We start from the raw sequence: 17,501 nt of genomic DNA on the forward strand, positions 1-17,501 counted from the left end.
TCAGCGGCGGTCACCGGGTTGCGGCGGCGTGCCGTCCGGAACCTCCAGGGTGACGAGGACGCCGACGGCACGGCGGACACGGTACGGGACCCGCCGCGGGGGCTGTTCCTCGTCCTCGAACTCGTCGAACCATTTCGGGCAGCTGTCGACGGGCTCCAGGGTCCGTGCGCCGGGGACGGCCTCCAGTGCGCGCCCGGTCCCGCGGAAGACCACCGTCCCCGGTTCGGGGGCGGGGGGTTCGACGGGGCGCGGGTCGTGGTGGGCCAGGAACTCCTGGTGCACCAGGTCGATGGAGCGGACACGGCCGACCGTCTCCCGGTCGGGGCCTCCGTGGTTCTCCACCCGGGCCACGGCTCCGGGGCAGCCGTCCTCGCCGGCGGTGTCGCAATCCACGGGGACCAGCCGCCGGCCGACCTCGTCGCCCACCGCGAAGGGCGTGCCGCAGCACCCCATCTGCCAGTCCTGGTAGAACACCCTCATCCGTGCCATTCCTTCACCTTCCAGGAACCGGACGGCCACCGCGAGACGTTTTCCCCAGGCGTGCGCGGCCGGTACGGTCGCAGTCCCCGACCGTTGCCTGCCGTACAGGAGTCCGCCCATGGCCACCGCCACCACCCAGCACGGCGATCGCCGGGTCAGTCCCGTGTTCGTCGGAATCCTGGCCGTGACGGCGGTGGCCGGCTGGGCCACCTGGACGGGGTTCGCGGCCCAGCCGGGCGTCGCGGTGTTCCTGTTCGTGACCGCGGCCTGGATCGTCTCCCTGTGTCTGCACGAGTACGCGCACGCGCGCACCGCCCTGCACAGCGGGGACATAACGGTCGGCGCGAAGGGCTATCTCACGCTGAACCCGCTGAAGTACACGCACGCGCTGCTGAGCATCGTGCTCCCGGTGGTGTTCCTGCTGCTGAACGGGATCGGTCTGCCGGGCGGCGCGGTGTTCATCGAGCGCGACCGCATCCGGGGCCGCTGGCGGCACAGCCTCATCTCGGCGGCGGGCCCGCTGACGAACGTGCTGTTCGCGGCGGTGTGCACGGCCCCGTTCTGGCTGCACGCCCTGGACGGGGTCCCCCGCGACTTCCGGTACGCGCTGGCGTTCCTCGCCCTGCTCCAGGTGACGGCGGCGATCCTGAACTTCCTGCCGGTGCCGGGCCTGGACGGCTACGGGGTGCTCGAGCCGTGGCTGTCGTACCAGGTCAAGCGGCAGGTGGAGCCGTTCGCGCCGTTCGGTCTGCTGTTCGTGTTCGCGCTGCTGTGGGTGCCGTCCGTCAACCAGGTGTTCTTCGACGTGGTCTACGCGATCCTCGACGGCCTGGGTGTCGAGCCCGTGCCGCGCTACTGCGGCGAGGCGCTGTACCGCTTCTGGCAGGACACCCCCGAGGGCTGCCTGATCAGCCCGTGACGGACTTGCCCGGTCCGGCACCGGTCCGGGCGCGCTTCACGTAGTACCAGGTCATGTTGGACGACAGGCCCGCCAGCAGCACCCAGACGATGCCCAGCCAGCTGCCCTGGACGAAGGAGACGACCGCGGCGGCCACGGCCAGGAGGCAGACGGTCAGGGTGTAGAGGGCGATGCGGGGCATGACGGGTGGCTCCTGTCGGGGACACTGCTCGGGACTGCTTCGCCGACCAGTGTCCCCCATCGCCCCGCCCGGCTCACACGTCGGTGACGCGGAGCCCGGCGTGTGCCTTGTACCGGCGGTTGACGGAGATCAGGTTCGCGACCAGGGACTCGACCTGGTGGGCGTTGCGCAGCCGGCCCGCGAAGACGCCGCGCATGCCGGGGATGCGCCCGGCCAGCGCCTGCACGATCTCCACGTCGGCCCGCTCCTCGCCGAGCACCATCACGTCGGTGTCGATCTGCTCGATCTCCGGGTCCTGGAGCAGGACGGCCGACAGGTGGTGGAAGGCGGCGGTGACCCGCGAGTCCGGCAGCAGGGCGGCGGCCTGTTCGGCGGCGCTGCCCTCCTCGGGCTTGAGGGCGTAGGCGCCCTTCTTGTCGAAGCCGAGCGGGTTGACGCAGTCCACGACGAGCTTGCCGGCGAGTTCCTCGCGCAGCGACTTCAGCGTGTCGCCGTGGCCGTCCCACGGTACGGCGACGATCACGATGTCGCTGCGGCGCGCGGTCTCGGCGTTGTCGGCGCCCTCGACACCGTGGCCCAGTTCCCCGGCGGCGGCCCGGGCGCGCTCGGCGGCCCGGGAGCCGATGATCACCTTCTGGCCGGCCCGGGCGAGCCGGTAGGCGAGACCCTTGCCCTGCGGCCCGGTGCCGCCGAGGACGCCGATGACGTACCCGGAGACGTCGGGCAGGTCCCAGGGGTCCTTGGCGGGGGCCTTCGCGGGGGTCTGTGCGCTGTCGGTAGAGGTCATGGGCCGACTCTACGTCCGTGGCGCGGGCGGCACCGGGTCAGGGCGCCGCGTCGCGGGTACCCGGCGCAAGGTGATCGTCTCGTACGGCGCGTCACGTCGGGCATGGGGCGGGCTCCTCGTACATGCGCGGACGTGGATGGGCGGTCACCGTCCCCGGGTTGGGCGAATTGGGGCTGAACTCCGCGTCCCGCGGGCCCGGTTAGGGCAGGATGCGGGCCCATGGACGCCGTACGGGTCGCGTTGCTGCGGGAAGTGCTCACCGGGACCGAGTGGCTGGGGGCCACCCGGAGGTTCGCGGGGGTGCTGCGCGGGTCGGTGGTGGCGCACGGGGGCGGGCTGCTGCTGGTGGGCACGCCCGCGTACGAGCCCTGGCACCTGGCCGCGCATCTGGTGGACGAGGCCGCCTGGTCGGGCACGCCCGAGCTGGCGCCCACCCTGGTGCGGCATCACGCACGCCCTTCCGACCCCGCGCACCTGGCGGTCGGGCCGGGCCGGATCGCGGCGGCGCGGCGCGGTGAGACCCTGCTGGTCGTGGCTCCCGAGGAGCCCGCGCCGCTGCTGGACCATGTGCATGCGGCCCGGCGGGCCGGGGTGACGGTGCTGGCGCTGGGGGCCGGCGGGGGCGAGCTGGCCGCGATGGCCCATGACACGCTGGCCGTGCCGGAGGGGGCGGAACTGGACCTGGACAGCGTGCAGCACCTGGTCAGCGCGGCGGCCGGGGAGAACGCGGGCTCTCCGAGGGCCCGCCGGGGTTTCCGTGACCGCCTGTCCAGGCTGGCGGAGATCCTGACGGCACCGCCCCCTGCTCCCTGGTGACCGGCCGCCGGCCCGACGCCCGCACGGGAAGCCGGCAGGCCGGCGGCGGTGAAAAGCAGTTGCCCCGCCCCTGCCACGAGCCGAGCATGGCACGTTGTGCTGCGCGATCTCCTGCCCGACCTGGCCCCCTGGAAGGCCTCCGTGGACTTCCGGCGTCTGTGGAAGTCCGGGCTGATCAGTAACTTCGGCAGTTTCCTGACCTTCGTCGCCCTCCCCGTCCAGCTGAAGGACCTCACCGGCTCGGCGGCGGCCGTCGGCGCGATCGGTGCCGTGGAACTGCTGCCGCTCATCGTGTGCGGCCTCTACGGCGGCGCGCTCGCCGACGCCCTCGACAAGCGGAGGCTCATCGTCTGGACCGAGGCCGGCCAGGGCCTGCTCAGCGCCGCCCTGCTGTGCAACGCCGTGCTGCCGCGCCCCGCGGTGTGGCCGCTGTACGCCGTCGCCGCCCTCTCCTCCGCCCTGGTCTCCGTCCAGCGCCCGGCCCTCGACTCCCTGTGGCCCCGGATCGTCGCCCACGACGACATGCCCGCCGCGGCCTCCCTGAACTCGCTGCGCTGGACCGTCGGCGGTGTCGCGGGCCCGGCGCTCGCGGGCGTGGTCGTCGCCTACGCGGGCCTGGGCTGGGCGTACGCCGTCGACCTGCTGACGTTCGCGGTCTCGGTGGCGTACATCGTGCGGATCGCTCCCTCCCCGGCCTCCGAGGCGGCCGTCAAGCCGTCCTTCCAGGCGATCGCGGAGGGTGCCCGGTACGCGTGGAGCCGCAAGGAACTCCTCGGCACCTACGTCGTCGACCTGGCGGCGATGTTCCTGGCGATGCCGCTCGCCGTACTGCCGTTCCTCGCCGACGAGCTGGGCGCCGACTGGTCGCTCGGCCTGATGTACGCCGCCGTCCCGGCCGGGGCCCTGCTGGTGAGCCTGACCAGCGGCTGGACCTCCCGGATCCACCGGCACGGGCTGCTGGTGGTGCTGTCGGCCGCGGGCTGGGGCCTGGCGGTCGCGGCGGCCGGGGTCTGCGGGAACGTGTGGCTGGTCCTCGTCTTCCTGACCGTGGGCGGTGGCTTCGACATGGTCAGCGGCATTTTCCGGGCCGCCATGTGGAACCAGACGATCCCGGACGAGCTGCGCGGCCGGCTCGCCGGGATCGAGCTGCTGTCGTACTCGGTCGGGCCGCAGCTGGGGCAGGTCCGAGCGGGCGGTCTGGCGGCCTGGGCGGGCGTGCGGACCTCCGTGGTCTCCGGCGGGCTCGCCTGCGCGGGCGCCATGGGGCTGCTGGCGCTGTGCCTGCCGGGGCTGATGACGTACGACGCCCGGACCAACGAGCACGCCCTGCGGGTCCGCGAGCGCCGCACGACCACCGCACAGGCCTGACCTTCACTCCCCGACCGCCCAGAACGGCCCGGCGCTTCCCGACCGCCCGAAACATCCCGGCGCTTCCCGACCGACCGAGGCGGAACGCTGCCTCCCGACCGACCGGGACGGACCGATGCTTACCGACCGCCCGACACGGACCGGGCCGACCGACACGGGCCGGCGCTTACCGACCGACCGACCGAGACGGACCGATGCCTCCGACCAACCGACACGGACCGGCGCCTCCCGACCGCCCGAGACGGACCGGAGCTCACCGGCCGACCGGGACGGACCGATGCTTACCGGCCGACCGACACGGACCGGGCCGACCGACCGACACGGGCCGGCGCTTACCGACCGCCCGAGACGGACCGGCGCTCACCGGCCGCCCGGACGGACCGGCGCTCACCGGCCGGCCGGGGCGTATCGGTGCCCAGTCGGCAGGGCGGATCGGTGTTTCCCAGTCGGCCGGGACGGGCGGGTGGGGAAGGAAGAGGGGAAAGGACAGTCAGTCCTCGTCGGTCTTCCCGCCGGCAGGCGCGTCGTGCCAGCGGGGGTCGTTCTCCCACTGGAGGTTGCGCTCGGCGGCCGTCTCCATGGCGTGCCGGGCCTCCTCCGGGGAGGCGTACGGCCCGAAGCGGTCCTTGCCCGGGCAGTCCGGGCCCTCCTCGACCTTCTTGTGCTCCAGGCAGTAGTACCACTCGCCCGGCTTGCCGGCGGTGCGCTTCTTGAACAGGGCCATGGACAGCTCCTCTCGCCACCGACATGTTCCCCCATGTCCGCTGGATAGACTCGCTGGCATGTCTGGCCAGTCGCTGCTCGTACCGGGGGAGCTGTCCCCCACCCGTTCCGTGCCCGGAAACGTCCGCCGCCCCGAGTACGTCGGCAAGCCCGCGCCGGCGCCGTACACCGGGCCGGAGGTGCAGACCCCGGAGACCATCGAGGCCATGCGGACCGCCGGCCGTATCGCCGCGCAGGCGATGGAGGAGGCCGCGAAGATCATCGCGCCCGGGGTCACCACGGACCAGCTGGACAAGGTCGCCCACGACTACATGTGCGACCACGGCGCCTATCCGTCCACGCTCGGCTACCGCGGTTTCCCGAAGTCCCTGTGCACCTCGGTCAACGAGGTCATCTGCCACGGCATCCCGGACTCGACGGTCCTCAGGGACGGCGACATCGTCAACCTGGACGTGACCGCGTACATCGGCGGGGTGCACGGCGACAACAACGCCACCTACCTGGTCGGGGACGTGGACGAGGAGTCCCGGCTGCTGGTGGAGCGCACCCGCGAGGCCCTGAACCGCGCGATCAAGGCCGTCAAGCCCGGCCGGCAGATCAACATCATCGGCCGGGTCATCGAGTCTTACGCCAAGCGGTTCGGCTACGGGGTCGTCCGTGACTTCACCGGTCACGGCATCAACTCGTCCTTCCACTCCGGGCTGATCATCCCGCACTACGACAGCCCGCACGCGACGACGGTCATGCAGCCGGGCATGACCTTCACGATCGAGCCGATGCTGACGCTGGGCACGCACGAGTACGACATGTGGGACGACGGCTGGACGGTCGTGACGAAGGACCGCAAGCGGACCGCCCAGTTCGAGCACACGCTGGTGGTGACGGACACCGGCGCGGAGATCCTGACCCTGCCCTAGGTGTATTGACCCGCAGGGTTGTTCACACGGCTGATGGGTGGCCGGCCGCCGAGTGCGGTGTGGCAGCGGTGGTGGTTGTAGGGGAGGTCCGGCGGTCGCCCGGGGGCCGGTGTCCGTCAGCGCTCGAGGTGGACGCGTCCGCCGACCTCGATCCACCCGTGCGGTTGGGGGGCGGTGAGGATCTGTGAGCCCGCGCCCTGGGTGATGTTCAGCGCCCGGCCGAGCCGGTCGGTCAGCAGCAGGGCGGCCGCGCCGGTGACCTCGTCCTCCTCGATGCCGTCGTCCCGGCCGGGGAAGGCGCGGGCGCGGATTCGGCCGGCCGCCTCGTCCTCCCAGGCCCAGGCGTAGACCCTCCCCCGTACTCCGTCCTCGCCCGGCGGCGGCACCTCGAGGGCGTCGACCTCGGCGGCGCTCCGGTACTGACGCAGGGTGCGCGGCGGGGCCCACTCCGCGCGGGCCTCGATCCAGCTGAACTCGCCGTCCAGCCGGCCCCCGACGACTCCGGCGGGGGTGACGAGTTCGGGGACGTCGAGCAGCCAGGCGGTGCCGACGCAGGGGTGGACGGCGAAGGGCAGACGCACCGTGGGCGTGTAGATGTCGATCACCCCGCGCTCGGGGTCGTCCACGAACACGGTCTCGCCGAAGCCGAGCTTGCCCGCGAGCGCCTGCCGGTCCTCCCGCTCGGGCAGCACCGACCCGTCACGGACGACCCCGAGTTCATGGCCGTAGCCGCCGCGCGGTCCGCAGAAGACGCGGAGTACGTCGTAGTCAGTCACCCGGGCATTGAAGCATCGCGGCCTGCGCGAGCGCGTCCCAGGCGGGGGCGCCGCCGGGGAGCGGCCAGGAGCACATACCCGATGGCTCGTAGGGAAGGTCGGCGAGGGCATCGCCGTAACCCCGTTCCAGGGCCGCCCGCCGGCGCTCGGTCGCCGGGGTGGCGGGGCGGGTCGCCAGGTGCTCCATGTGCTGCCGGTGGCCTTCGGTCACGGCCTCTGCGTCCCGGCGCCACAGCTCCTCGTCCCGTAGCCGGGTGAGCACCACGCACTCCGGGGTCCGCCCCTCCGCCAGCGCGGCCACCGCGCGGTCATGGCCGTCCAGGATCACCCAGCCGTCCAGGAACGGCACCCACCACAGCAGGACGGGCGCGAGGCTGCCCTCGCGGACGTGCTTGCGATACGCCTTGACGCGGGCGGTGTCCGGCGGGGAGAGCCGGCGCAGGGGCAGGATGCCGTGCCAGCCGCCGCCGCAGTACAGCTCGAGGCTGCCGCCGGGCCAGTCGCGGACGAAGTCGCAGGTCCAGATCGGCAGGGCCAAGGCAGGGCGCAGGGAGACCTCCCAGCGGCCGCCGTACAGCGGCGCACCGTCGGCCTCCTCCAGCCACCGCGCGTACCGGTGGGGCCAGTTGACGGCCGAGTCCCGCTGCGCCGAACGGATGGGCGGCAGTGGTGAGCGGTAGGAGTCGAAGCGATGCAGATGGAGGTCGTGGCAGCAGCCGTCGCCGGTGAGGCGGCCGAGCAGCACGGCCCGTTCCCCCTGCCGCAGCACCGTCAGCCGCCCCTCGTCGGCGTCCTCGAAACGGAGGGGTGGCGGGCCGGGGCGGCCGCGGATGTCCAGCACCAGCCGCCTCGGCCCCAGAAACTCCCTGCGCGCGCCCATACCGTCCACCCTCCCACCCCTTGACCTGCCCTATGCGATCTATTGGCGCGCCTTTTGAGGCAGTGAGATCAAGCTGTGTCTGTGATCTCTGTTGAGAGCTGAATCACGGCTCCCATGGGTATGGGTGAGGCAAGCCTCATGTAAGTTAGGGCAGCCTCACCACACCAGACTTGGAGCCTGCATGCGAGCCGTCCGACTGACCGTCACCGCCGCCGCCACCGCGGCCGCTCTGACCGCCCTCTCGGCCTGCACCGCGAAGAGCGACGCGAAGGACGGCGACGCCATCCAGGTCACCGCGGCGGATTCGACGTGCGACACCTCCGCCAAGTCCGTGCCGGCCGGCCAGGTCACCCTGAAGATAGCGAACAAGGGCTCGAAGGCCACCGAGGTCGAGATCCTGTTCCCGGACGACCGGATCGTCTCCGAGAAGGAGAACATCGGCCCGGGCACCAAGTACACGCTGACCGCCGAGGTGAAGGCCGGGTCGTACGAGATCGCCTGCCGCCCCGGCATGAAGGGCCACGGCGTCCGGCAGAAGCTCACCGTGACCGGTGGCGGCACGACCGCCCAGCGCGACCCCGCCCTGGACAAGGCCGTCGCCGAGTACCGGCAGTACGCGCAGGAGCAGGCCGACGAGACGCTGCCGCGCGTCGAGACCTTCGTGAAGGCCGTCAAGGACGGCGACCTGGACGCCGCGAAGAAGGCGTACGGCCTCTCCCGCCTCGGCTGGGAGCGCACCGAGCCGGTCGCCGAGTCCTTCGGTGACATCGACCCGAAGGTCGACGTCCGCGAGGACGGCCTGGAGGACGGCCAGAAGTGGACCGGCTGGCACCGGCTGGAGAAGGCCCTCTGGCAGGACAAGAAGATCGGCGCCGAGGAGAAGACCCTCGCCGACCAGCTGGTGACGGACCTCAAGGACTGGCAGAAGCGGGTCGGCACCGCCGAGATCACCCCGACCTCCATGGCCAACGGCGCCAAGGAGCTGCTGGACGAGGTCGCCACCGGCAAGGTCACCGGCGAGGAGGACCGCTACGCGCACACCGACCTGGTCGACTTCAAGGGCAACGTCGAGGGCGCGCAGAAGGCGTACGAGCTGCTGAAGCCGGTCGCCGTGAAGAACGACCCGGCGCTGACCAAGGAGCTGGACACGCAGTTCACGGCGCTGAACAAGCTGCTCGACAAGTACCGCTCGGGCACGACGGGAGCGGCGCAGTACGACTTCGTCTCCTACGACAAGGTCACCAAGGACCAGCGCAAGGAGCTGTCGGACGCGGTGAACGCGCTCGCGGAGCCGCTGTCCAAGCTCGCCGCCGCGGTCGTGAAGTAAGCAAGGGGCAGGGCGATGACCGAGAACCAGGGGAGCACCCCGTCGCGTCGTGCGCTGATCGGCTGGGGCGGGGCCGGGCTCGCGCTCGGGGCCGCCGCGGCCGGCGGCGCGGTGGCGATGACCAAGGCGGGCAACGACGTGGACCCGGTGGCCGCCGAGACCGGCGGCGCGGTGGAGTTCCACGGCGCCCACCAGGCCGGCATCGCCACCCCGGTGCAGGACCGCCTGCACTTCGCCGCGTTCGACGTGAAGACCGAGGACCGCGCCGCGTTCGTCCAGATGCTCAAGGACTGGACGGAGGCGGCCCGCCGGATGACCGCCGGGAAGGCGGTCGGCGAGGGCGCCTACGGCGGGCTCGCCGAGGCCCCGCCGGACGACACCGGCGAGGCTCTCGGGCTCAAGCCGTCCCGGCTGACGCTGACGATCGGGTTCGGGCCGTCGCTCTTCGACAAGTTCGGGCTGGGGGACAGGCGGCCCGAGGCGCTGGTCGACCTGCCCAAGTTCCCCGGCGACAACCTGGACAAGTCCCGCACCGGCGGCGACCTGTGCATCCAGGCCTGCGCCGACGACCCGCAGGTCGCCGTGCACGCCATCCGCAACCTGGCCCGCATCGGCTTCGGCAAGGTCGCCGTGCGCTGGTCCCAGCTCGGCTTCGGCAAGACCTCCTCGACCACCCCGCACGCGCAGACCCCGCGCAACCTCTTCGGCTTCAAGGACGGCACCCGCAACATCGCGGGCACCGAGACCGACCGGCTGAAGAAGTTCGTGTGGGTCGGGGACGGGGACGTCAACGGGAGGTCGGACTGGATGACCGGCGGGTCGTACCTGGTGGCCCGGCGCATCCGCATGAACATCGAGACCTGGGACCGGACCCCGCTGCAGGAGCAGGAGGACATCTTCGGCCGGGACAAGGGCGAGGGCGCACCGGTCGGCAAGGCCAAGGAGCACGACGCGCCGTTCCTGAAGGCGATGAAGCCGGACGCGCACGTGCGGCTCGCACACCCCGACTCCAACGACGGGATCACCATCCTGCGCCGGGGCTACTCCTTCACGGACGGCACCGACGGCCTCGGCCGTCTGGAAGCGGGCCTGTTCTTCCTGGCCTACCAGCGGGACGTGCGCAAGGGGTTCATCCCGCTGCAGCGCCGGCTGGCCGCGCACGACGCGCTCAACGAGTACATCCAGCACGTGGGTTCGGCGGTCTTCGCGATTCCCCCCGGCGTCCGGGATTCCGGCGACTGGTGGGGACGCACGCTGTTCTCGAAGGAGGCGTAGCCCGTGTTCTCCAACTACCTGATCGGCCTGCGCGAGGGTCTGGAGGCGTCGCTCGTCGTCTGCATCCTGATCGCCTACCTGGTCAAGACCGGCCGCAGGGACGCCCTGAAGCCGATCTGGGCGGGCATCGGGATCGCGGTCGCCATCGCGATGGGCTTCGGCTGCGCCCTCGAATTCGGCTCGCAGGAGATGACGTTCCAGGCCCAGGAGGCGCTCGGCGGCTCGCTGTCCATCATCGCCGTCGGCCTGGTCACCTGGATGGTGTTCTGGATGCGGCGCACCGCCCGGCACCTGAGGTCGGAGCTGCACGGCAAGCTGGACGCGGCCCTCGCCATGGGCACGGGCGCGCTGGTCGCCACCGCGTTCCTCGCGGTGGGCCGGGAGGGCCTGGAGACCGCGCTGTTCGTGTGGGCGTCGGTGCACGCGGCCTCCGACGGCACCCCGCGCCCGCTGATCGGTGTCGCGCTCGGTCTCGCCACCGCGGTCCTCCTCGGCTGGCTGTTCTACCGGGGCGCCCTGAAGATCAACCTGGCCAAGTTCTTCACCTGGACCGGCGGCATGCTGGTCGTGGTCGCGGCGGGTGTGCTGGCCTACGGCTTCCACGACCTGCAGGAGGCCGACTGGGTCCCGGGCATCACCGATCTCGCCTTCGACATCAGCGGCGCCATTCCGCCGGACAGCTGGTACGGCACCCTGCTCAAGGGCGTGTTCAACTTCCAGCCGGACCCGACGGTCGTCCAGGTCACGGTGTGGCTGCTGTACCTGGTCCCGACGCTCGCGGTCTTCTTCGCCCCGGTAGGGTTCGCCTCCGGGAAGGGGAAGGTGAAGGAGCCCGATGACCAGGGAACGCAGCCGTCGACGACTTCGCAGGCGTGACCGTAACGCACTCATAGCGGCCTCGCTGACCGCTTTGTCGCTGACGGCCAGTGGATGCGTGGTGGTGCACGGGGAGCGCGTGCTGCTCCCCGCCGCCACCCGCGCCGAGGCCGCCAAGGCGCTCACCGCCTTCACGGACGCGTACAACAAGGCCGACAAGGCCTACGACAGCTCTCTCGACGCGCCCTATGTCACCGGCGCCCTCTCCGACATCGACTCGGCGCGGTTGAAGGCGGGCCAGGTCAACAGCCCTTCGGGCAACGCGAACCACACTCCGCTGAAGCTGACGGACCCGACGTTCACGATCCCCAAGAAGGCCGGCTGGCCCCGCTGGTTCGTCGCCGACGCCAAGGGCAACAAGGGCGGCGACTTCCGCTGGCTGCTGGTGTTCACCCGCAACGGGCTCGGCGAGCGCTGGCAGGTGACGTATCTGACGCTGGTGGCGCCCGGTGCCGTACCGCGGTTCAAGACGGACAAGGACGGCTGGGCCGAGGCCGTACCGGCGAACGCCGCGCAACTGGCCGTGCGGCCACAGGAGTTGAGCGAGAAGTACACGGCCTACCTCAAGAGCGGCGGGACAGACTTCGCGGACGGCCGGAACACCAGCGACCTGCGCACCCTCCGCGAGAAGGCGTCCAAGAAGCCGGGACTGGTCCGGCAGTTCATCGACGAGCCGCTCACCCACGGCGCCTACGCGCCGCTCGCGCTGCGCACGACGGACGGCGGGGCGCTGGTGTTCTTCACCACGCACCACTACGAGAAGCAGACCGCCGCCGCGGGCACCTCGGTGCCGGTCCCGAACAAGGACGTGCAGGCCCTGACCAAGGGCGAGGTGAAGCAGTCCCTGACGCTGGAGTCCATCGCCAACGAGGTCGCGCTGGACCCGGCCGGCAGCGGTCCGGTACGGGTGCTGGGGCGGGTTCAGGGACTGACGTCCGCACAGGGCGATTAACCCGCCGGCCCGGCGAGTGAGCCGCCGGTCCTGCTCTCAGTGGCGCAGGGGCCAGGTGGCACCCGCCTGATCGGCGTCCGTGCCGGCGTGCCGGGCGCAGGCGTCGGTCAGCAGCTCCAGCAGGCTCAGCGGGTCCGGCAGCGGGTGCTCCGGGCCGCGGACCCAGCGCACCGACTGCTCGTCGCCGGGCAGCCGGGCGGGCGGTACGAGGACGTAGGAGCCGCGGCAGTGCCAGCGCAGGCCGGGGTGCTCGTCCATGGTCTCGGGGTGGCAGTCCAGCTCGCAGGGCCACCACTCGTCCTCGTCCTCGGGGGTGCCGCGGGTGAGGGTGAAGAACAGCATGCGGCCGTCGTCGCTCTCGGCGACCGGGCCGACCTCGACACCGGCGCCGAGCAGTCGCTCCAGGGCCTCGCGGCCGGCCTCCAGGGGGACGTCCAGGACGTCGTGGACCATGCCGGTGGCGGTGATGAAGTTGGCCTGCGGCTGGTGCCGGGCCCAGCGCCCGATCTGGTCGAGGTCGGTCGTGGACTGCGTCTGCCAGGCGAACGACACCGGGTGCCGGGCCGGGGTGGGGCAGCCGACGCGGTCGCAGGAACAGCGGTAGTCGGGAGCGGGGTGCGCGGCGGGGGCCAGCGGCAGGCCCGCGCCGGCGGCGGCGAGCAGCAGGGCCTCACGGCCGCCGTCGTCGGCGGCCTCCTTCGGGCGGCGTCCGAGCAGCCACTGGGAGAGTTTGCCCTGCCGGCCGGTCCGGCCGCCGAACGTCGCGCTCATCTATCCCCTCGGTTTGGTGGTCGCCTCGCTGGTGTGCGGACAGCATGCCCCATCGTCCCATCTTCTTCGGCTTCGGGGGGCCCGGGAGCGGATGCGGAGGAAGCGGACGAGACGTGCCTCACACGCCGGCGATCCGACCGAGGCGGGTGGGAGATCAGCGCGGTGCGATGCCGTGCAGGGCGTAGTCGACCAACGTGTCCGTGTACGCGTACGAGATCGGCCCGGTGCGTTGCAGCCAGCGCTGCGCGAGGGGCGAGACGAACAGCTCCAGCGCGATACGCGGGTCGACGTCGGCCCGCACGTCCCCGGTGTCCTGCGCGGAACGCAACCGGTCGACGTACAGCTGGAGCTGGGGTTCGAGGAGCTTCGTGACGAACACCCGCCCGAGCTGATCGTTGACCAGCCCCTCGGCGGCCAGCGCGCGCGAGGGCGCCTCGAAGCGGGGGTCGAGGAGTTCGTCCACCGTGGCCCGCAGCACCGCCTTGAGGTCGGCGGCGAGATCGCCCGTGTCGGGGAGGGCGTGGGTGTCCTGCCCGGCCGCCTGTGCCGCCTGCTCGGCCAGGTCCAGGAAGGCCTCCAGCAACACGTCCGCCTTGGAGGACCACCACCGGTAGATGGTCTGCTTGCCGACCCCGGCCCGGGCGGCGATGCCCTCGACGGTGGTCTTCGGGTAGCCGACCTCACCGACCAGGGCGAGGGCGGCGGCGTAGATGGCCCGGCGGGACTTCTCGCTGCGGCGGGTGGCGTCGGGAGCGGGCTTGTTGACCATGGGGTCGAAAGTAACAAGCGGCGGCAGCGAGCTACGACACGGCGTCGTGCGGCGGCCAGGCATCGCCCCAGTCGGCGTCCCGGGCCGCCTTGTACAGGTCGCCGTGGCGCTTGGTGACCGTCGTACGGCGCAGCCGCTCGTCGGCCTCGCACAGGTCGAGCAGCACCTGTCCCTTGCGGATCTGCGGGCGCCGCACCACCCGGGCGGGGGCCGGTTCGACGGGCAGCCGGGTCGCGGCGACGTAGCTGAACTTCTCGTCCTCGTACGCCAGCGAGCCGCCCTTGACCTGGCGGTGCAGGGAGGAGCGGCCGACCCGGGCGGAGAAGTGGCACCAGTCCTGGCCGGGCACGATCGGGCAGGCGGCGCTGTGCGGACAGGGGGCGGCGACGCGGAATCCGGCCCGGACCAGGCGGTCGCGGGCCTCGATGACGCGGGCGTAGCCGGCGGGGGTGCCGGCCTCCACGATCACGACGGTCCGCGCGGCGGTGGCGGCGGCGTCGACGAGGGCGGTGCGGTCGGGCTCGGCCAGTTCGTTGAGGACGTACGACACCGTGACCAGATCGGTGGTGTCGAGGGTCAGGCCGGAACCGATCCGGGCGCGCTGCCAGCGGGTCCGCGTCAGGGCCGGGTTGGCGGCGGCGATCTGGCGGCCGAGGTCGAGCGCGGGCTCCGCCCAGTCCAGCACGGTGACGCCGCGCTCGCCGGGCCAGGTCGCCGTGACGGCCCAGGTGGCGGCGCCGGTGCCACCGCCGACGTCCACATGGCTGCCGGGCGCCCAGCCGGGTACGGCGTCCGCGAACGCGGCGAGCGCCGAGCGGACCGCCTCGAAGGTGGCGGGCATGCGGTAGGCGGCATAGGCGGCCACGTCGGCGCGGTTGCGGAGGATCGGCGCGTCGGTGGGGGTGGCTCCGCGGTAGTTGGCGATCAGCCGGTCCACGGCGGCGGCCACCTCCGTGGGGGGCAGACCGTCGAGCAGCTCGGCCAGTGCGGTGCGGAGTTGCTCCGCCGGGCGTACGAGGTCGTTCACCCGGTGATTCTATGGCGCCCCGTGCCGGTGCCGGCCTCGCTGCGGCCTCCGCCTGCGGACCCCCGGCCTGTGCCCCGCACCCACCCGTCCCGGTCGGCGGGAGAGGCACCGCGACGGGTCCGGCTCGGCCCGCTGAGTGGGGGCCTCTGATCACCGCCTGTCCTCAGATCACCGCCCGCGCCAGATGTGTCGCCAGTGCGGCCCGCGGCCCGCTGTCCGCCGGGCGGCGTCTGGGGTGGACCGTGTTGGCCAGCAGGACCAGGAACGTGTCCGTCGCCGGGTCCAGGACCAGGGAGGTGCCGGTGAAGCCGGTGTGGCCCGCCGCGCCCCGGCCCGCCAGCTCGCCCATGAACCAGGGCTGGTCCAGGACGAAGCCGAGCCCCGGCGGGGTGAACAGCAGCTCCACGAAGTCGGGGCCGAGGATGCGCGCGGGGCCGTAGGAGCCGCCCGCGAGCAGGGCCCGGCAGAAGACCGCCAGGTCGTGCGCGGTGGAGAACAGCCCCGCGTGCCCGGCGACCCCGCCGAGCGCCCAGGCGTTCTCGTCGTGGACCACGCCCCGCAGCAGGCCCCGGTCGGCCTTGGCCCACGGCCGCCGCTGGTCCTCGGTGGCCGCCGCGCCCGGGCAGGGTCCGAAGGCGGTGGCGGTCATGCCGAGCGGCCGGGTGATGCCGTCCTCGACGAGGACGTCGAGGGTGCGTCCGGTGACGCGCTCCAGCACGTACTGCAGCAGGAGCATGTTCAGGTCCGAGTACAGGTACGTGCCCGGTTCCGCGGTCGGTTCCTCCGCCTGCAGCATGGCCAGCCTGGTCTCGTCGTCCCGGCAGTCGTACAGGGGCAGTTCCGGGCACAGCCCGGAGGTGTGGGTGAACAGTTGCCGTACGGTGATGCCATGGGTGGCGGCGCCGCGGAAGTCGGGCAGGTAGTCGCCGATCCGGGCGTCCATGCCGAGGGTGCCGCGTTCGATCTGCTGCACGGCGGCGACGGACGTGAACAGCTTGGTCAGGGAGGCCAGGTCGAAGCGCGTGCCGACGGTGGCCGGGACCCGGGCGGCGGGCGGCAGTTCGACGCCGGTGTCGGTCTCGGCGTCGTAGGAGGCGTAGCGCACCGCCCAGCCCGCGGCCTCGGCCACGGCGATCACGGGTCCGCGGCCGGCCAGCACGACGGCGCCGGCCGCCCAGGGGCGTGCTCCGGCGGTCAGGGCGTGCACCTCGCCGACCATGTGCCCGAGTTCCACGGGGTCGAGCCCGGCCCGTTCCGGTGTGCCGGCGCGCAGTCTGGGTGCGCTCAGTTCTCGTCTCCCTCCGGCCCCGCGTGTGCGATCCCGCGTGTGTTCCAGGGACGGCACATTCCCACGAAGCAGGCCGCCGCGACCAGTGATCCGGAAAGTTGGACGACGGCCATGGGTACGGCGGTGTGCTCTCCGGCGATCCCGACCAGGGGGGAGGCGAGCGCGCCGACGAGGAAGGAGGAGGTGCCGAGCAGCGCGGAGGCGGAGCCGGCGCCGTGCCGGACGCGCAGCAGGGCGAGGGACTGGGCGTTGGGCAGGGTGACGCCCATCGCGGACATCAGCACGAAGAGCGCGGCGGCCACGGGGGCGAGGCCGGTCTCGCCGAAGACGCCGGCGGACATCAGCAGCAGGGCGGCCGAGGCGAGCACGATCACCGCCAGGCCGGCCGCGAGCACCTTGTCGAGGCTGACCCGGCCGACCAGCATCTTGCCGTTGACCTGCCCGGCGGCCACCAGTCCGACGGAGTTCAGGCCGAACAGCAGGCTGAAGGTCTGCGGGGAGGCGCCGTAGATCTCCTGGATCACGAAGGGGGAGGCGCTCACGTAGGCGAACAGCGCGGCGAAGGCGAAGCCGCCCGCGAGCATGTAGCCGGTGAAGGGCAGGTCGGCGAGGAGGCCGCGCATGGCGCGCAGGGCCTCCCCCACTCCCCCGCTGTGCCGTTCGGCGGGCGGCAGGGTCTCCGGCAGCCGTACCCAGACCAGCGCGGCGAGCACGGCGCCGACCACCGTGAGCACCACGAACACGCCCCGCCAGTCCGTCACCCTCAGGATCTGCCCGCCGATGAGCGGCGCCACGATGGGGGCGGCCCCGGAGATGAGCATCAGGGTGGAGAAGAAGCGGGCCATGGCGACCCCGTCGTACAGGTCGCGTACGACGGCCCGCACGATGACGACTCCGGCCGCGCCGGCGAGGCCCTGCACCAGCCGGAAGGCGATCAGTGTCTCGGCGGTGGGCGCGAGGGCGCACAGGGCGGTGGCGGCGAGGTAGACGAGGAGGCCGGCGAGCAGCGGGCGGCGGCGGCCCCAGCGGTCGCTCATGGGGCCCACGACCAGTTGTCCGAGCCCCAGTCCGGCCATGCAGGCGGTGAGGGTGAGCTGGACGGTGACGGCGGGGGCGTGCAGGGAGCGGGTGACCTCCGGCAGGGACGGGAGGTACATGTCCATCGCGAGCGGGGTCGTCGCGGTGAGGCTGCCGAGCAGGAGGGTGACGAGCGGGCCGGTGCGGTGCGGGGCGCGGGCCGGCGGCGGTGCGGAGGTGGTGCCGTGTTCCCTTTCCGGTGTCGGTGCCGTCGCGTGCTCGGGCATGTGCCCCTCCCTCTCCCGCTGAACCGGCACCTATGCTCTCAGCTCGTACAGGCCGGCGAGGCACA

19 protein-coding genes are annotated in these 17,501 nt (G+C 72.4%); 8 read left to right on the forward strand and 11 right to left on the reverse strand.

Annotation, left to right across the window (positions count from 1 at the left end; genetic code table 11):
• A complete protein-coding gene (locus ACGFRF_RS33795) occupies positions 1-489 on the reverse strand; it encodes a DUF6578 domain-containing protein (RefSeq protein WP_393746566.1) in 489 nt (162 codons plus the stop codon).
• Positions 490-598: 109 nt separating this feature from the next.
• Between ACGFRF_RS33795 and ACGFRF_RS33800 the strand changes: the two genes are divergently transcribed.
• A complete protein-coding gene (locus tag ACGFRF_RS33800; protein ID WP_393746567.1) occupies positions 599-1,399 on the forward strand; it encodes a site-2 protease family protein in 801 nt (266 codons plus the stop codon).
• Here the strand turns inward: ACGFRF_RS33800 and ACGFRF_RS33805 are convergent.
• Entirely contained in the window at positions 1,389-1,640 is a 252-nt protein-coding gene (locus ACGFRF_RS33805) for a hypothetical protein (RefSeq protein WP_393746568.1), read from the reverse strand. The two genes, ACGFRF_RS33800 and ACGFRF_RS33805, sit on opposite strands and share 11 nt — an antisense overlap.
• A gap of 13 nt (positions 1,641-1,653) precedes the next feature.
• Positions 1,654-2,367 (reverse strand): NADPH-dependent F420 reductase, encoded by a 714-nt coding sequence (gene npdG, locus ACGFRF_RS33810; RefSeq protein WP_393746569.1) that lies wholly within the window; start codon positions 2,365-2,367, stop codon positions 1,654-1,656.
• A gap of 219 nt (positions 2,368-2,586) precedes the next feature.
• Between npdG and ACGFRF_RS33815 the strand changes: the two genes are divergently transcribed.
• Positions 2,587-3,183 carry a hypothetical protein gene (locus tag ACGFRF_RS33815; protein ID WP_393746571.1) on the forward strand — a complete coding sequence of 199 codons (597 nt, stop codon included), beginning with the start codon at positions 2,587-2,589 and terminating at the stop codon, positions 3,181-3,183.
• A gap of 99 nt (positions 3,184-3,282) precedes the next feature.
• Entirely contained in the window at positions 3,283-4,551 is a 1,269-nt protein-coding gene (locus ACGFRF_RS33820) for an MFS transporter (RefSeq protein ID WP_393746663.1), read from the forward strand.
• A 490-nt stretch (positions 4,552-5,041) separates the two neighbouring features.
• On the opposite strand, the gene ACGFRF_RS33825 is transcribed toward ACGFRF_RS33820, so the two are convergent.
• Positions 5,042-5,275, reverse strand: a complete 234-nt coding sequence (locus ACGFRF_RS33825) for a hypothetical protein (protein WP_393746573.1) — start codon at positions 5,273-5,275, stop codon at positions 5,042-5,044.
• A gap of 58 nt (positions 5,276-5,333) precedes the next feature.
• Here ACGFRF_RS33825 and map point away from each other — a divergent pair, with 58 nt between their 5' ends.
• Positions 5,334-6,191, forward strand: a complete 858-nt coding sequence (gene map / locus ACGFRF_RS33830) for a type I methionyl aminopeptidase (protein WP_393746575.1) — start codon at positions 5,334-5,336, stop codon at positions 6,189-6,191.
• A 116-nt stretch (positions 6,192-6,307) separates the two neighbouring features.
• Here map and ACGFRF_RS33835 read toward each other — a convergent pair whose 3' ends face one another.
• Entirely contained in the window at positions 6,308-6,967 is a 660-nt protein-coding gene (locus ACGFRF_RS33835; protein WP_393746577.1) for a PhzF family phenazine biosynthesis protein, read from the reverse strand.
• Positions 6,960-7,847, reverse strand: a complete 888-nt coding sequence (locus ACGFRF_RS33840) for a hypothetical protein (protein ID WP_393746579.1) — start codon at positions 7,845-7,847, stop codon at positions 6,960-6,962. The genes ACGFRF_RS33835 and ACGFRF_RS33840 overlap by 8 nt, the downstream gene beginning before the upstream one ends.
• A gap of 181 nt (positions 7,848-8,028) precedes the next feature.
• On the opposite strand from ACGFRF_RS33840, the gene efeO reads away from it, so the two are divergent.
• Genes efeO through ACGFRF_RS33860 form a run of 4 tightly spaced genes read left to right on the forward strand, consistent with a single transcriptional unit; the run spans position 8,029 to position 12,277 of the window.
• Positions 8,029-9,174: an iron uptake system protein EfeO gene (gene efeO, locus ACGFRF_RS33845; RefSeq protein WP_393746581.1), complete on the forward strand. Its 1,146-nt coding sequence runs from the start codon at positions 8,029-8,031 to the stop codon at positions 9,172-9,174.
• Positions 9,175-9,189: 15 nt separating this feature from the next.
• Complete coding sequence (gene efeB, locus ACGFRF_RS33850) at positions 9,190-10,449, forward strand: iron uptake transporter deferrochelatase/peroxidase subunit (protein WP_393746583.1); 1,260 nt, start codon at positions 9,190-9,192, stop codon at positions 10,447-10,449.
• A gap of 3 nt (positions 10,450-10,452) precedes the next feature.
• Entirely contained in the window at positions 10,453-11,325 is an 873-nt protein-coding gene (efeU, locus tag ACGFRF_RS33855) for an iron uptake transporter permease EfeU (RefSeq protein WP_393746585.1), read from the forward strand.
• The gene (locus tag ACGFRF_RS33860) at positions 11,285-12,277 is read left to right on the forward strand and encodes a hypothetical protein (protein WP_393746587.1); all 993 of its coding nucleotides are present in this window, start codon (positions 11,285-11,287) and stop codon (positions 12,275-12,277) included. Before efeU ends, ACGFRF_RS33860 begins: the two co-directional genes overlap by 41 nt.
• Before the next feature lie 36 nt (positions 12,278-12,313).
• On the opposite strand, the gene ACGFRF_RS33865 is transcribed toward ACGFRF_RS33860, so the two are convergent.
• The 5 genes from ACGFRF_RS33865 to ACGFRF_RS33885 form a co-directional block, all read right to left on the reverse strand.
• Entirely contained in the window at positions 12,314-13,048 is a 735-nt protein-coding gene (locus tag ACGFRF_RS33865) for a bifunctional DNA primase/polymerase (protein WP_393746589.1), read from the reverse strand.
• Between the two features lie 154 nt (positions 13,049-13,202).
• Entirely contained in the window at positions 13,203-13,817 is a 615-nt protein-coding gene (locus ACGFRF_RS33870; protein ID WP_393746591.1) for a TetR/AcrR family transcriptional regulator, read from the reverse strand.
• A gap of 31 nt (positions 13,818-13,848) precedes the next feature.
• The gene (locus ACGFRF_RS33875) at positions 13,849-14,844 is read right to left on the reverse strand and encodes a small ribosomal subunit Rsm22 family protein (protein WP_393746593.1); all 996 of its coding nucleotides are present in this window, start codon (positions 14,842-14,844) and stop codon (positions 13,849-13,851) included.
• Between the two features lie 163 nt (positions 14,845-15,007).
• Positions 15,008-16,189 (reverse strand): serine hydrolase domain-containing protein, encoded by a 1,182-nt coding sequence (locus ACGFRF_RS33880; protein WP_393746595.1) that lies wholly within the window; start codon positions 16,187-16,189, stop codon positions 15,008-15,010.
• The gene (locus ACGFRF_RS33885; RefSeq protein WP_393746597.1) at positions 16,129-17,436 is read right to left on the reverse strand and encodes a multidrug effflux MFS transporter; all 1,308 of its coding nucleotides are present in this window, start codon (positions 17,434-17,436) and stop codon (positions 16,129-16,131) included. Before ACGFRF_RS33885 ends, ACGFRF_RS33880 begins: the two co-directional genes overlap by 61 nt.
• Positions 17,437-17,501: the final 65 nt, after the last annotated feature.

It is taken from the genome of Streptomyces sp. NPDC048521, assembly GCF_043199855.1.
Classification (GTDB): domain Bacteria; phylum Actinomycetota; class Actinomycetes; order Streptomycetales; family Streptomycetaceae; genus Streptomyces.

Coding starts and splice junctions, on each gene's coding strand:
- ACGFRF_RS33805 (WP_393746568.1), bottom strand. CDS start 1,640: ATGGGGGACACTGGTCGGCGAAGCAGTCCCGAGCAGTGTCCCCGACAG.
- ACGFRF_RS33865 (WP_393746589.1), bottom strand. CDS start 13,048: ATGAGCGCGACGTTCGGCGGCCGGACCGGCCGGCAGGGCAAACTCTCC.
- efeB (WP_393746583.1), top strand. CDS start 9,190: ATGACCGAGAACCAGGGGAGCACCCCGTCGCGTCGTGCGCTGATCGGC.
- ACGFRF_RS33885 (WP_393746597.1), bottom strand. CDS start 17,436: ATGCCCGAGCACGCGACGGCACCGACACCGGAAAGGGAACACGGCACC.
- npdG (WP_393746569.1), bottom strand. CDS start 2,367: ATGACCTCTACCGACAGCGCACAGACCCCCGCGAAGGCCCCCGCCAAG.
- ACGFRF_RS33860 (WP_393746587.1), top strand. CDS start 11,285: ATGACCAGGGAACGCAGCCGTCGACGACTTCGCAGGCGTGACCGTAAC.
- ACGFRF_RS33825 (WP_393746573.1), bottom strand. CDS start 5,275: ATGGCCCTGTTCAAGAAGCGCACCGCCGGCAAGCCGGGCGAGTGGTAC.
- ACGFRF_RS33840 (WP_393746579.1), bottom strand. CDS start 7,847: ATGGGCGCGCGCAGGGAGTTTCTGGGGCCGAGGCGGCTGGTGCTGGAC.
- map (WP_393746575.1), top strand. CDS start 5,334: ATGTCTGGCCAGTCGCTGCTCGTACCGGGGGAGCTGTCCCCCACCCGT.
- ACGFRF_RS33800 (WP_393746567.1), top strand. CDS start 599: ATGGCCACCGCCACCACCCAGCACGGCGATCGCCGGGTCAGTCCCGTG.
- efeO (WP_393746581.1), top strand. CDS start 8,029: ATGCGAGCCGTCCGACTGACCGTCACCGCCGCCGCCACCGCGGCCGCT.
- ACGFRF_RS33870 (WP_393746591.1), bottom strand. CDS start 13,817: ATGGTCAACAAGCCCGCTCCCGACGCCACCCGCCGCAGCGAGAAGTCC.
- ACGFRF_RS33815 (WP_393746571.1), top strand. CDS start 2,587: ATGGACGCCGTACGGGTCGCGTTGCTGCGGGAAGTGCTCACCGGGACC.
- ACGFRF_RS33795 (WP_393746566.1), bottom strand. CDS start 489: ATGGCACGGATGAGGGTGTTCTACCAGGACTGGCAGATGGGGTGCTGC.